The following is a 13331-nucleotide window of genomic DNA, read 5'->3' as shown; positions in this document are numbered from 1 at the left end:
TACGGATGAAACGCGCGCGACAGCCTACCCGGCCATGTATCCCATGTACGGTCGACGAGCACGCGACGTCATTCCTGCGGCCATGCGGGCGCTGGTCAGAACATTCGCGGTGTAGACGGCGGTGGTCACAAGGATGGGCCTTGGAATCGAGAACCGGCATCATGCCGATATTTGTTGCGTCGCGCAACATGAAACCGCCGCCCATGGGGCGGCGGTGTTATGGAACGGTCAGTCGGCGGGAGCGACGCTGACCCGGACCCGGAGGCGCTCGCCCGGATCGTAATTCAGCCGGGACACGTAGACCTCGCCCCGATAACGGTATTCGACGTCGTAACCGGCGATCCGGCGCTGCTCGGAGACCGAGCTGACGTCGCGGCAACGGGTTTCCGTGCCCTGATAGACGCGGTCGTCGCCACGGCTGACGTTATTGCCGACGGCGCCACCGGCCACGGCACCCACGACGGTGGCCGCCGTGCGGCCGTTGCCCTTGCCGACGGTGTTACCGAGCACGCCACCGACCACGGCGCCAAGGATGGTGCCCGCCGTGCTGCCGCTGCTCTGCTCGCGATGGACCACGGGCTGGTCGTAGCATTCCTGACGGGGAGTTTCCACGCGGGCGACGCCGTAGACCGGATCGACGCGCAGGACGTCCGCCCAGCCGTAATGGGTGTTGTCGTCCTGAGGGGACGACGGATAACGGGCGTCCTGCGCACTGACGCCGGTGGCGATAAATGCGAGCAGGAACACGGGGATGAGCAGGCGGGACATGTAAGTACGACCTCCGAAGGCGCATTTCTTGCAGCGCTATAACTGCTATTTAGGCAAATTCACGCTGAATCCACGCTTAGAGAACGCGGCAGCCGGCCTGACAGTCCTGTCAACCAATCACCCGGATGTGCGTAAGTTCAGTTCCCGCGGGCGCGCGCCGCTTGACTGGCTTGGTAATATCGGGGACTGGCCGACGACGGATTTCCGATGGCGATTTCGCTCTACAACACCCTGACACGCCGTACCGAGGCGTTCGTTCCCCAGGATCCGGACCGGGTGACGATGTATGTCTGTGGCCCCACGGTCTACAACTACATCCATATCGGAAACGCCCGCCCACCGGTCGTTTTCGACGTACTGGCGCGCCTGCTGCGCCGGCACTACCCCCATGTGGTCTACGCCCGGAACATCACGGACGTCGACGACAAGATCAATGCGGCCGCACGCGAGCTGGACGTCGACATCTCGGTCATCACCGACCGCTACGCGCAGGCGTATCGCGACGACATGGCCGGACTGGGCGTCGCCCCGCCGGATATCGAGCCGCACGCCACCGACCACATCCCCCAGATCATCGCCATGATCGAACGCCTGCTCGAAGGCGGCCACGCCTACGCAGCGGAGGGACACGTCCTGTTCGACGTCGCCTCGTACGCTCGCTACGGCGAGCTGTCGGGCCGCGACCCGGACGAGCTTCTGGCCGGCGCACGCGTCGAAGTGGCGCCGTACAAGAAGAATCCCGGCGACTTCGTGCTGTGGAAACCCTCCAGCGCCGACCTGCCCGGCTGGGACAGCCCGTGGGGCCGTGGCCGTCCGGGGTGGCACATCGAGTGCTCGGCCATGACCGAGGCGCACCTGGGCGAAACCATCGACATCCACGCCGGTGGCGTCGACCTCACCTTCCCGCACCACGAAAACGAAATCGCGCAGAGCACCTGCGCGCATGGCGGCAAGGTATTCGCGCGTTACTGGCTGCACAACGGCATGCTGACCTTCGAAGGCCGCAAGATGTCCAAGTCACTGGGCAACGTGCTCCAGCTGCATGAACTGCTGCGCCAGCACCCGGCCGAGGCCCTGCGCCTGATGTTGCTGCGCGGACATTACCGCCAGCCGCTCGACTGGTCGGACAACGCCATGACCCAGGCCGTACGTACGCTGGACGGCTGGTACGGCGTCCTGCGGGACATGGCCGACGTCGAAGCGGACGGGCAGATTCCCGCCGCCGTGGAAGCCGCGTTGTGCGACGACCTGAATACGCCGCAGGCGCTGGCCGAAATCTCCCAACTTGCGGACACCGCGCGCCAGGCCAGCGAACCGGCCGCGCGCCGCGCCGCGAAAGCCGCCCTGCTTGGCGGCGCGGCACTGCTCGGCTTGCTGCAGCAGGAGCCCGAGACGTGGTTCAAGCAAGGCAACGATGGCGAAGCCGTGGACGCCACCGCGATCGACGCGCTGCTGGAGGAACGCCAGGCTGCACGAGCCGCCCGCGATTTCGCCCGCTCCGACGCTATCCGCGACGAGCTGAAAGCGTTGGGCATCGCTATCGAGGACGGCGCTCAGGGCACGCGCTGGAGCGTGGTGAAGGCATGAACCAGCCCGTCGAAAAAACCGCAGCCGAAGCGCAGGCGGCCATCGCCGAGGAATTCGCGTTCTTCAGCGACTGGACCGAGCGCTACCAGTACCTGATCGATCTGGGCCGCCAGCTGCCGCCCTTCCCCCAGGAATGGAAGAACGAGGACAACCGCGTCCACGGCTGCCAGTCGATGGTGTGGCTGATTCCCAGCGGCGATCCGGGGCACATGCATTTCGACGCGGCCAGCGATTCGGCCATCGTGTCGGGCCTGATCGCCCTCGTACTGCGGGTCTACTCGAATCGTTCCGCCCGCGAGATCGTGGACACCGAACCGACCTTCATCGAGACCATCGGCCTCGCAAAGCATCTGTCGCCGACGCGCTCGAACGGCCTGGCGGCAATGCTGGCCAAACTGAAGGCGCAGGCGGCCTCGGCGCTGGTCTGATCGGGCTCATTCGATCCGCGGACCCGAACCGGTCCGCGTCCCGCGAACTATCGAGGCATGCGTACCGCGGAATCGCGCAGGGCGGACTCGCGCAGAACCTCGTCCAGGCCCGCCGTCTCTTCGGTGTCCAATACGCTATGCCCCGGGCGATGCATGCCCGTTGTCGAATCCGTGACCTCCGCGGTGCCGCCGTTGGTGTGATTCACGTCGGCAGGGGTATTTGTGCTCATGAGTCCATCCTTCGGGTTTCGGGCATCTTACCGATCGTTTCGCCCGATTGCTCGGGAGCGGGCACGTCGTCGCAACAAAAGCGGCTCGTGTTATCTCAGCGGTTTCGTCGGCTCACGCTCGTGCCTCGGGGAAGCCGCGACCGGGTTGGCCCTTGGGGCCTTCGGCGCCGTCCCTGCGGGAGCGGGCCGTAGCGCCGCTTCGCTCCGTCACTAGGCATCGCGGCCCTCGGCTAAGGCGGCCCCAAGGGCCAACCCGGCCACGGCACCGTCGACTGCGGTTTGTTGTGGGAGAGCGTGAGCGGAGCACGTGGATGGCGCGGACCGGCATGCGGTCGCCTATCCATGCGTCGATGCGACGCTCTCCTCCACGTGACCGCAGCGTTCGGGAGAGCCGTCGGCCACCACCCTCGACGCGACTTGCGCAACCGAGCGCGAAGGGCGGATCAGGCCCGCAGGGGGCGGACCTGGACGGTCCGCCGTTTTTGCTGAGGCAGGGAGGCCGAATCAAAAACCCCCGCCCGCAGCGCGGGCGCGACGGGGCGCAGCCATAGAACAAAAGCCGCGCAGCGGCTCTCCTTCCCCGAGCGACGGTGAAGCCGGAGCGTCGAGGGTGGTGGCCGACGGCTCCCCCGAAACGTCACAGCGCGAAAGCGATGGCAAAGCCGAGCCGTCCCCCGAAAAGGCGTGAAGAACCACAAAAAAAGCCCCGCCAGAGCGGGGCTTTTCTTCGTACGTATCGACTCAGCGAATCAGTCGCCCATCTGCTTCTGCAGATGTTCGCGACGTTCCTGCGCATCGAGCGACAGCGTAGCGATGGGACGGGCGTCGAGGCGGTCTACACCGATCTCTTCGTCTGTCTCTTCGCAGAAACCGTAGCGTCCTTCCTCGATCCGGCGCAAGGCCTTGTCGATCTTGGAAATCAGCTTACGGTAACGGTCGCGCGTACGCAGTTCGAGCGAGTTTTCGGTTTCGCGCGTAGCACGTTCGGCTTCATCGCCAACGTCACGGACTTCCTCACGGAGGTTGTCCATCGTCTGACGCGACTCTTCGACCAGCTGATCGCGCCAGTCGCGCAGCTTGTTGCGGAAATAGGCGAGGTGACGAGGATTCATGTATTCCTCGTCCGCCTTCGGGCGATAGCCCTTGGGCAACTCGATCTGCGTCGTGGCGGGCAGTGCGTAACGCCCGTCTTCGCGGGTCACGCCGTTGTCGGCGGATTTTGAGGCAAGACTATTCATTCGTGATTGCGTGGACTTTTCGTTCTTGGAAGAAGAGCGGCTGGACACCGCGGACGCTGTCCGGGGTGGCGCAACGGCAACGGCGGACGCCATACGGCCCGGTGTGGGTCTGACGACATCTTGCGCGACAGCGGTTTTTTTCACTGCCGGTGCGGGGGCCGCTTTGGGCGAGGCGGATGCCTGCTTTGGAGCGGCCGTCCTGGTGACGGGTGCTGCGGCTTTCTTGGGTGCCGGCTTGACGGCCTTGGCCGGTGCCTTTGTGGCGACTTTCTTTACCACCGCCTTCGTGGCGGCCTTCTTTGCCGGTGCGGCTGGCTTTGCGACCTTCGCCACGGGTTTCGCCGCAGGCTTGGGACGGGCCACCGGAACGGCCTTCTTCGCCGGGGCCTGCTTGGCCACGACTTTCTTTACCACAGCCTTCGCTGCCTTGACGGGCTTCGCAGGCGCTTTGCCGGCTACGGGCTTGACGGTCTTGACCGCCTTTTTCGCAGCCTTCGCTACGGGTCGAGCCGACGTCTTCGACGCGGGTTTGACGCTCTTCCCCCCGGAAGCGGCCGCATGGCCCTTTTTCGCGTCACCGGCCTTGGCACCACCTTTCCCGGCGGTTGCTTTGGCTACTACGGAACTACGAGCGGTTTTCGCCATATCCTTCACCTTAGTGGCCGTGGCGGCGGGGTGTTATAGCCCAGATGTGTTACCCCAGCAACCCATCTTCTGGAATACTTATAAACCTTAAAGGTTGCCGGCACCCTGCCCGGCCGATGCCGGATACCGTGGCCCGCCTCCTCATCTCCCTGCTCTCCCTCTATAAACGCTGGCTGAGTCCGCTGCTTGGACAACGTTGCCGGTTCCATCCATCCTGTTCCGATTATGCACGTGTTGCCATTGCACGCTTCGGTCCGATGCGTGGCATGGTCCTCGCCATCTGGCGCATCCTCCGATGCCAACCGCTGTGCGAGGGCGGAGACGATCCCGTACCCGAACAATTTGTCCTGCGCCGCTGTGGCGCCCAAGGAGCACATTCGCATGACTGATGCCTGGCTGTTCAAGAACGCCGAGATGATTAACGAAGGCCGCCGATGGATAGGCGATCTCCGCGTCCGGAACGGAAAAATCGAGACTATCGGCGAGGGACTGACAAGGATCGGTGACGAACAGGTGATCGACGCCAACGGCCTGTGGCTGCTGCCGGGGATGATCGACGACCAGGTGCATTTCCGCGAACCCGGCCTTACGGCCAAGGCGGACATCTACAGCGAATCTCGCGCCTGTGCCGCCGGCGGTATCACCAGCTACATGGAAATGCCGAATACGAAGCCGCCGGCGCTTGACCGCGACTCGCTCGAAGCGAAGTACACGCGCGCCGCCGAAACCTCGGCCGTAAACTACGCTTTCTACCTCGGCGCCAGCAACGACAACCTCGAAGCCATCCGCACGCTCGACCCGAAATCCGCGCCGGGCGTGAAGGTATTCATGGGCGCGTCGACCGGCAACATGCTGGTCGACAACCCCGAAACGCTGGACGCCATCTTCCGCGACGTGCCCACGCCGATCATCACGCATTGCGAAGACACCCCGATGATCGACGCGAATCTCGCGAAGGCGCACGAGGTATACGGCGAGGATATCCCCGCCCGCGAGCATCCGTTGATCCGCTCACGCGAGGCCTGCATCAAGTCCACGCGCCTGGCGATCGCGCTGGCGAAGAAGCACGGCACGCGTCTGCACGTGCTGCACATCTCGACCGCCGACGAACTCGCCCTGTTCGAACCGGGCCCGATCGAAGGGAAGAAGATCACGGCCGAAACCTGCGTGCACTTCCTGCATTTCAGCGATGCCGACTACGAGAAGCTCGGCTTCCTGATCAAGTGCAATCCTGCGATCAAGACGGCGAACGACCGCGAAGCCATCACCAAAGCGCTGGCCGAAGGCCGCATCGACGTGCTGGCGACGGATCACGCGCCGCACCTGCTCGAGGAAAAGGAGCAGAAGTACGACAAGGCGCCGTCCGGCCTGCCGCTGGTGCAGTTCGCCCTGCAGGCGGCGCTGGAGCGCGTTTTCGAGGGCAAGCTGACGCTGGAGCGCATCGTGGAAGCGGTCTGCCACGCGCCGGCCAAGCTGTTCGATGTCGACAAGCGCGGCTTTCTCCGTGAAGGCTACGCGGCCGACCTGGTGCTGGTCGATCCGGCAACCCCGCACACGGTTACCCGCGCGGAGGTGCTGTCCAAGTGCGGCTGGTCGCCGTTCGAAGGCACGACGTTCCGTACCAGCATCGCGTCGACCTTCGTCAACGGACAGCGGGTCTGGGACGGCAAGAAAGTCGACGATAGCGTGCGTGGCCAGCGTCTGGCGTTCGATCGTTGATGCATCGACATCTGATTGCGCTGCTCGCACTGGCGTTCAGCGCGACGGTCGTGGCCGCGGACCTGCCCTCGTCCGTGTCCCAGGGCGGTCTTGTCATGGGACACGCCGCACCGGGCTCGCGCGTCAGCGTGGCTGGCAAAGCGGTGCGCGTGGGCGAGGACGGCACATTCGTCTTTGGCGCCGGCCGCGATGAGGGCGGTCCCATCGACGTCGCCATAACGGCGCCCGGCGGGTCGACACAGCGTCAGCGGCTAACGGTCACGCCCCGCGACTGGCCTATCGAGCGCGTCGAAGGCGTGCCGCCGAAGACCGTGAACCCGCCACCCGAAATCGCCGCGCGCATCCAGCGCGAACAGGCTCTCGTCACCGCCGCGCGCAACCGCGACGACGATCGGGAAGATTTCGCGAAAGGGTTCGTCTGGCCGGTGCAGGGGCGCATCAGCGGCCGCTTCGGCAATCAGCGCATCTATAACGGCGATCCCAAGGCGCCGCACTCGGGCATGGATATCGCCGTGCCGCAGGGCACGCCGGTGAAGGCACCGGCCCCGGGCATCGTGACGTTCGCGGCGCCCGACCTGTATCTGACCGGCGGCACCATCCTGCTCGACCACGGGTTTGGCCTGACCTCGAACTTCCTGCACCTGTCGCGCCTGGACGTGAAGGTAGGACAGCGTGTGACGCAGGGGCAGATCATCGGGGCGGCGGGCATGACCGGCCGCGCGACGGGGCCGCATGTGCACTGGGGGTTCAACTGGTTCGGGACGCGGCTGGATCCGCTGCTGTTGCCGGGAATCGGGCGTTAGGCCACCCAATGTCCCCCTCAACCCGCATCGTCGCTCCTGCGCGGGTGTATGGACCGGGGACATAGCGCACAGGTGTGCGGGGACATCGCGACAACGCTCATTCACGCCCTTAAGAGCGCAGCCGTCAGCGATATCGCCTACCTATAGCGTTATCGCCCTGGGCCCCTGCCTGCGCAGGGGCGACGGTGAGGGACAGATGCGTCGAAGGGTCGAACACGTTCCCTCGACGGCAAAAGCGCGTTTAGCGCGCCTTGCTCGCAAATGCCACTGCATCGTGCGGATGCAGACTCTCATGGTGCGCAATGCGCACATGGAAATCCGCGATACGCGCATCGGCTTCCAGCGTCTTCTGAATCCGGCGCGCCGCATCCTCGCAGAACATCAGATTGCCGCCATTCGCCAGCGCGAACGCCTGCTCGTCCTCACGCTTCACCGCCGTTTGCACTGGCGTACCCAGCGCGGATTCCACGCGATCGATCATGTCGATCAGCGGGAAGCCCTCGTCCGAAACCGGCCGCACACGCAGCGTTGCGGTGCTGCGCTGGGCGTGCGGTGTAGCGACGATGCCTTGCTCGCTGCCAAGCCACTTGAGGATCGTGTCGCGATCCAGCTCGCGGTCCGCGGGGAAATTCTGAGCGAAGCGCTCCTGGATCAACTGGCGCGACAGCGCCGCCGAAGCGGGACAAGTCGAGGAATACACAACGTCGGTCGTGATTTCCAGCGCGAAACGGTCGCCGGAAAGCGTGGCGTCCAGGGTGATCGGATATGCGCGCCAACCGCTGTTGTCGCTGCGCAGGGCGCGGCGACGTACCAGGTGCTCGAAGCGGAGGGTGATGCGCGCATGGTCGGACAGATCCGCGTGCGACGTAAGGAAAGCCTGAAGAAGGGTCTTGAGACCGGCCGAGGTGACGGTTTCCGCGGACAGATACTGCTCGACAAGAAGGTACAGCCGCGACATATGGATGCCGCGCGCTTCGGGACGGATCAGATTGACCCATGCGCCGACGCGGGCGCTGGTGCCGCGCACGTCGCCGTCTCCGGCGTCGAAAGCGACGGGCATTTCCATGCCGTCCATACCGACCCAGTCGAGCGTGCCGATGGCCAGCGCATGTTCCTGCGAGGCGACATCGGGCATGAGACGGGGAATGGAGTCGTGGATGTACATGCTTGTTCCTGATGAGTCCTGCCGGGCCTTCGGGCCGGCCTGCGTCACCGTTATGGGGCCAGCCCCCGACGGGTCAATGGTTGAGTGCGGGAAACGCTGCGTTTCGTTTCATTCGCGACGGCGACTGTCGCGGGCGGCGCGCCACGCGCGGAACGCCGTGGCCGGCCCCGTCCGCGACTGGCCGCGGTGTAGCGCCCCCATGGGCTCCGCGGCACGAGCGGCCCCGCAAGCAATGGTCAGCGCCGTACGGCCCTCGAGGCCGCGAAACACGCTCAGAGGGCCATCCAGCGCCATCGCCTCGCGTAGGGCTGCGGCGATATCCGCCAACTGCGCACGCATCGCCTCGCGCCGCTCAGGCGTGTCCGACTTCATCTGCTGCCGGCTGAGACCATGCCGGGCCAGGCGCGACATCGGCAACGGCAGGCGCTCGTGGTCGGCATCCAGCTCCAGACGCGACAGCGAAAACAGCAGATGCGACAACGTGGCCACCCGGGCGGCTTTTTCGGCGGACGCATCGGAACCGTACCACCAGGCCGTTTCCAGCTCCGCCAGCGCGCCGTGCATGCCGCGGGCCGCTGCGATCTGGGCAGCGAAGTCCGAGGCCGTTCCCTGATCGATCTGCCCCATCGCAGCCAGCACGGGCGCGACCCAGCGTTCCGCCGGCACACGTCGCGCGCGGTCGCTGGACCACAGCAGCTTGGTCAACGGATGTCGCCCGCCGCTGGCGGGCGCGCCGGAAAGCTCCTCGGCCCACCAGTTGAGTTTGGCAGCCGCGACCTGCGGCTCGCGAATGCCATATGCGGAGGCGATCATTTCCTGTTCCAACGCCGCGAGCGCCACGTGGACGTCGCGCTCGGACGCGTCGACGAACGGCAGCGCGATGCGCTGCTGCGGCTGGACGGCCAGCCATTTGTCCACGTAGCTCGAGATCGGACCCTCGCTCACGCGACCACTTCTCCCAGACCGAGCAAGGCGGCCAGTTCGGCTGGTGTATCGACCACGGCATCGGCGCCCCAGCCATCCGGATCGCCGCCGTCGAGATAGCCCCAGCGAACCGCCACGGTGTACAGGCCAGCGGCGCGACCGGCGAGGATGTCACGCCGGTCGTCGCCGACGAACACGCAACGCGCCGGATCGACGCCAGCCTGTTCGCAGGCGTAAAGCACAGGAGCGGGATCGGGTTTCTTTACCGGCAACGTATCGCCGGAAACGACCGCCGCGGTGTTCCAGTGCGGAACGAGTCGCGGCAGCAGCGCGTCGGTAAGGAAGCCCGGCTTGTTCGTGACGACGCCCCAGACGATACCGCGCGCGTCGAGCGCTTCCAGCATCGGCTCGATGCCATCGAACGCGACGGTATGCGAGGCCATCGACGCTTCGTAGATTTCCAGGTAACGCGGAACGCGGGCGAGCAGCGCCGCGTCGTCGGCCTCGGGGAAAGCGCACGACAACACGGCACGCGAACCGCGCGACACCACCGCGCGCACCGGCTCGTACGGCGGCGGCGCAACGCCTTCTTCCGCGCACTGGATCACCAGCGAGGCGTAGAGATCCGGCGCACTGTCCAGCAGCGTGCCGTCCAAGTCGAAGAAGACGCCGGCCGGCGCGAACGCGGGCCGGTTCATGCGACCTTCCGTGCGCTGAGCACGTAGTTGACCGAGGTATTGCCAGTCAGTCGCGCATTGCGTGTGAGCGGGTTATAAGCCAGCCCCTGGATGTCTTCGAGTTCCAGATCGAACCGGCGCAGCATGCCGGCCACTTCGGACGGCTTGAGGAACTGGGCGTAATGGTGCGTACCGCGGGGCAGCAGGCGCATCAGATACTCCGCGCCGACGATGGCCGCGCCGAATGCCGCGGGCGTGCGATTCAGCGTCGACAGGAACAGCTGGCCACCGGGCTTCAGCATCGCCGACAGATCGTGCACCAGCGCGGCCGGATCGGGCACGTGCTCGATCAGTTCCATGCAGCAGACGACATCGAACGATGCGGGTTCGGCTTCGGCCAGGTCCGACGAGGACTGCACGCGGTAGTCGACGGAAAGCTCCGACTCGAACAGGTGCAGCTTCGCGATCTCGATCAGCTTGTCGCCGAGATCGATGGCCGTGACGTTCGCGCCGGCGCGTGCCAGCGCCTCGCTAAGCAGGCCGCCGCCGCAACCGACGTCGACGACACGTGCGCCGCGCAGCGAGGCGCGACCGGCGACATAGGCCGAACGCACCGGATTCAGATCGTGTAACGGGCGCGACTCGCCGTCGGGATCCCACCAGCGTGCGGCGAGTTTCTCGAAGCGCGCGATTTCTTCGGCGCTGACATTGGCGTTGGCTTGCATGGGAACCACCTCGTGCGGCAAGGAAGGGGCGCTTTCAGCGCGCCTGCCATTCGTGAATCGTCATCACCGACGAACCGGTGATGTGCAGCGGATCGGATTCGACCACCCGGGTAGCCGTGGCCATATCCGGGGCGAGCAACAGGTATGCGCCACCCGAACGGTCCGCGAAAGGGCCAGTCATTTCGATCAGCCGCTGTTCTTTCAGATCGGCCAGGAAAACCAGATGGGCTTCCGCCGCCGCCGGATCGAAGGTCGGCTTGCGCATGGCGAGCACCAAAAAACGCTTCAGGCCGGTATCGCTCATGCGACATCTCCCGCGGCGATGATCTCGCGCCAGCCCCGCGCTTTCGCGCGGATGGCGTCCGTATCGATACCGACGAGCTTCCGGTCGGCGAGCTTGCGCGTGCCGTCGATCCATACGTCGCTGACCTGATGGCGGCCCGCGGCATATACCAGCTGCGAAGCCACGTGATACAGCGGCTGGGTTTCGAGATCGTCCAGACGGATGGCCGCAAGGTCGGCACGTTTACCCACTTCGATGGAACCGACGCGGTCGCCCAGGCCCATGGCCTTCGCACCATTGAGCGTGGCGGCGCGCAGCGCATACGCGGCGTCGAATGCCGCGGCGTCGCCGGCGACGGCTTTCGCGAGCAGAGCCGCGGTGCGCATCTCGCCGAACATGTCCAGATCGTTATTCGATGCGCAGCCATCGGTGCCGATGGCGACGTTGACGCCCGCGACACGCAGCTTTTCGGCCGGGCAGAAACCCGATGCCAGCTTGAGGTTCGACTCGGGGCAATGCACGACCGAGACACCCGCGGCTGCGCAAGCGGCGATCTCGCCGTCGGTCAGCTGCGTCATGTGTACGGCGATCAGCCGTTCGTTGACGATGCCCAACTGCTGCAGGCGCTGGAACGGACGGATGCCGTGATCGCGGATGCTCTCTTCGACTTCCTGCGCGGTCTCGTGCGTATGCAGGTGCACCGGGATATCGAGCTGGTCGGAGAGCATGCGGATGCGCTCGAAACTTTCATCGGCAACGGTATATGGCGCATGCGGCACGAACGACGTCGTCAGCAGTGCTTCGCCGATCAGATCATCGTGCACCTGCTCGGCGCGTGCGAAGTATTCGTCGCGCGTCTTCGCCCAAGGGCTGGGAAATTCGATGACCGGCAGACCGACCACGGCGCGGAAACCCATGCGCCGGTACGTCGCCGCGATCACGTCGGGAAAGAAGTAGTTTTCGTTGGCACAGGTCGTGCCGCCACGAATCATTTCGGCGACCGCCAGTTCCACGCCGTCGCGAATGAAGTCCGGACCCATGACGCGGCCTTCGGCCGGCCAGATGTGCTTGGTAAGCCAGGTCATCAGCGGCAGATCGTCCGCCAGACCGCGCATCAGCGTCATCGGGTTATGCGTATGCGCATTGATGAGACCGGGGATCAGCGCATGCTCGGAAAGCTCTACGCGTTCGCGCGGCGCATACGTGGCGCGCGCATCGGCGATGGGCAGGATCGCCTTGATTTCGCCGCCATCGATGGCAACGGCGTGATCGTCGAGTACGACGGCATGCGGTTCGACCGGGACGACCCAGCGTGCTTCGATAAGCAGGTCGATAACGGTGGGACTCGAATTCATGGGCGCCTCGGAAAAGTGGAGAAAAGTACCGGGGCCCGGAAAACCCCTATAAAGAATCGGCACGGTGCCCAGGGGGCAACCGTGCCGATCGATGTATCGAACGCCTGCGCCTTACTTACTTGACGCGGCTGTCGTACTCGCCGGTGCGGGTATCGACCTTGATGATCTCGTCCTGGTTCACGAACAGCGGGACGCGGACCACGGCACCGGTTTCGAGGGTAGCCGGCTTGCCGCCACCGCCCGAGGTGTCGCCACGGACGCCCGGATCGGTCTCGGTGATCTTCAGCTCGACGAACTTAGGCGGCTGCACGGCGATGATCTGGGTGCCGTTGAACAGCGTGATCACGCATTCCTCGTCGCCCTTGAGCCACTTCCAAGCGTCGCCCATGGCGCCGAGGGCTGCCCGGTACTGCTCGAACGTCTCGGTGTGCATGAAGATCCATTCGCGCTCGTTACCGATACCTTCGATGTACGAGAACGACGCATCGGTATCGACGGCATCGGCTTCCTCGTAGGAGTCGCTGGACTTCAGCGTCTGCTCGGTGGTGCGGCCATCCTTAAGATTGCGGATGCGGATGCGGGTGAACGCCTGGCCCTTGCCCGGCTTGACGAATTCGGCTTCGGTGATGAGCCAAGGATCGCCGTTGTGAAGGATCTTCTTGCCCGTTTTGACATCATTGAGGCCAAGGGTCGCCATGCGCTATCTGCTCCAGAGGTAAATCCGCCGCGTTCGGCGGTTAAAATGGGGGCTGTCGCGGGTCCGATCGCCCGCTCAAGGCCGCTC

Annotated in this window: 16 protein-coding genes; 6 read left to right on the top strand and 10 right to left on the bottom strand. The window is 65.1% G+C overall.

The window, feature by feature from the left end:
- Window positions 1-228: 228 nt before the first annotated feature.
- Entirely contained in the window at window positions 229-768 is a 540-nt protein-coding gene (locus tag EC912_RS00780) for a glycine zipper 2TM domain-containing protein (protein ID WP_132141244.1), read from the bottom strand.
- Between the two features lie 207 nt (window positions 769-975).
- Here EC912_RS00780 and cysS point away from each other — a divergent pair, with 207 nt between their 5' ends.
- A complete protein-coding gene (gene cysS / locus EC912_RS00775; RefSeq protein WP_132141243.1) occupies window positions 976-2355 on the top strand; it encodes a cysteine--tRNA ligase in 1380 nt (459 codons plus the stop codon).
- Entirely contained in the window at window positions 2352-2783 is a 432-nt protein-coding gene (locus EC912_RS00770; protein WP_132141242.1) for a SufE family protein, read from the top strand. The genes cysS and EC912_RS00770 overlap by 4 nt, the downstream gene beginning before the upstream one ends.
- A gap of 47 nt (window positions 2784-2830) precedes the next feature.
- Here EC912_RS00770 and EC912_RS00765 read toward each other — a convergent pair whose 3' ends face one another.
- Window positions 2831-3013: a hypothetical protein gene (locus tag EC912_RS00765; protein WP_132141241.1), complete on the bottom strand. Its 183-nt coding sequence runs from the start codon at window positions 3011-3013 to the stop codon at window positions 2831-2833.
- A gap of 749 nt (window positions 3014-3762) precedes the next feature.
- Window positions 3763-4251, bottom strand: coding sequence for an RNA polymerase-binding protein DksA (dksA, locus tag EC912_RS00760; protein WP_132141240.1), 489 nt, complete (start codon window positions 4249-4251; stop codon window positions 3763-3765).
- Between the two features lie 10 nt (window positions 4252-4261).
- Here dksA and EC912_RS00755 point away from each other — a divergent pair, with 10 nt between their 5' ends.
- From EC912_RS00755 to EC912_RS00740, 4 genes are read left to right on the top strand one after another with little or no spacing between them, the layout of a single operon-like run.
- Entirely contained in the window at window positions 4262-4987 is a 726-nt protein-coding gene (locus EC912_RS00755; RefSeq protein ID WP_132141239.1) for a hypothetical protein, read from the top strand.
- A gap of 25 nt (window positions 4988-5012) precedes the next feature.
- A complete protein-coding gene (yidD, locus tag EC912_RS00750; RefSeq protein WP_207906741.1) occupies window positions 5013-5285 on the top strand; it encodes a membrane protein insertion efficiency factor YidD in 273 nt (90 codons plus the stop codon).
- The gene (locus EC912_RS00745) at window positions 5278-6615 is read left to right on the top strand and encodes a dihydroorotase (RefSeq protein WP_132141237.1); all 1338 of its coding nucleotides are present in this window, start codon (window positions 5278-5280) and stop codon (window positions 6613-6615) included. Before yidD ends, EC912_RS00745 begins: the two co-directional genes overlap by 8 nt.
- On the top strand, window positions 6615-7418 hold the full coding sequence (locus EC912_RS00740) for a M23 family metallopeptidase (protein WP_132141236.1): 804 nt from the start codon (window positions 6615-6617) through the stop codon (window positions 7416-7418). Before EC912_RS00745 ends, EC912_RS00740 begins: the two co-directional genes overlap by 1 nt.
- A 241-nt stretch (window positions 7419-7659) precedes the next feature.
- On the opposite strand, the gene folE2 is transcribed toward EC912_RS00740, so the two are convergent.
- The 7 genes from folE2 to efp all read right to left on the bottom strand — a co-directional run bounded on the left by folE2 (window position 7660) and on the right by efp (window position 13244).
- Complete coding sequence (gene folE2 / locus EC912_RS00735; RefSeq protein ID WP_132141235.1) at window positions 7660-8583, bottom strand: GTP cyclohydrolase FolE2; 924 nt, start codon at window positions 8581-8583, stop codon at window positions 7660-7662.
- A 108-nt stretch (window positions 8584-8691) separates the two neighbouring features.
- Window positions 8692-9528, bottom strand: a complete 837-nt coding sequence (locus EC912_RS00730) for a squalene/phytoene synthase family protein (RefSeq protein ID WP_132141234.1) — start codon at window positions 9526-9528, stop codon at window positions 8692-8694.
- Window positions 9525-10205, bottom strand: coding sequence for a phosphoglycolate phosphatase (gene gph / locus EC912_RS00725; RefSeq protein ID WP_132141233.1), 681 nt, complete (start codon window positions 10203-10205; stop codon window positions 9525-9527). The genes EC912_RS00730 and gph overlap by 4 nt, the downstream gene beginning before the upstream one ends.
- A complete protein-coding gene (ubiG, locus tag EC912_RS00720) occupies window positions 10202-10909 on the bottom strand; it encodes a bifunctional 2-polyprenyl-6-hydroxyphenol methylase/3-demethylubiquinol 3-O-methyltransferase UbiG (RefSeq protein WP_132141232.1) in 708 nt (235 codons plus the stop codon). The genes gph and ubiG overlap by 4 nt, the downstream gene beginning before the upstream one ends.
- A 34-nt stretch (window positions 10910-10943) precedes the next feature.
- Window positions 10944-11213 (bottom strand): YciI family protein, encoded by a 270-nt coding sequence (locus tag EC912_RS00715; protein ID WP_243649094.1) that lies wholly within the window; start codon window positions 11211-11213, stop codon window positions 10944-10946.
- Complete coding sequence (locus tag EC912_RS00710; RefSeq protein ID WP_132141231.1) at window positions 11210-12547, bottom strand: TRZ/ATZ family hydrolase; 1338 nt, start codon at window positions 12545-12547, stop codon at window positions 11210-11212. Before EC912_RS00710 ends, EC912_RS00715 begins: the two co-directional genes overlap by 4 nt.
- Before the next feature lie 115 nt (window positions 12548-12662).
- On the bottom strand, window positions 12663-13244 hold the full coding sequence (efp, locus tag EC912_RS00705) for an elongation factor P (RefSeq protein ID WP_132141230.1): 582 nt from the start codon (window positions 13242-13244) through the stop codon (window positions 12663-12665).
- Between the last annotated feature and the right edge of the window lie 87 nt (window positions 13245-13331).

Origin of the sequence: Luteibacter rhizovicinus, assembly GCF_004342265.1 — a bacterium.
GTDB classification, from domain to species: domain Bacteria; phylum Pseudomonadota; class Gammaproteobacteria; order Xanthomonadales; family Rhodanobacteraceae; genus Luteibacter; species Luteibacter rhizovicinus_B.
Note: the sequence above shows the minus strand (reverse complement) of the source record. Positions and strands in the feature narration are given on the sequence as shown.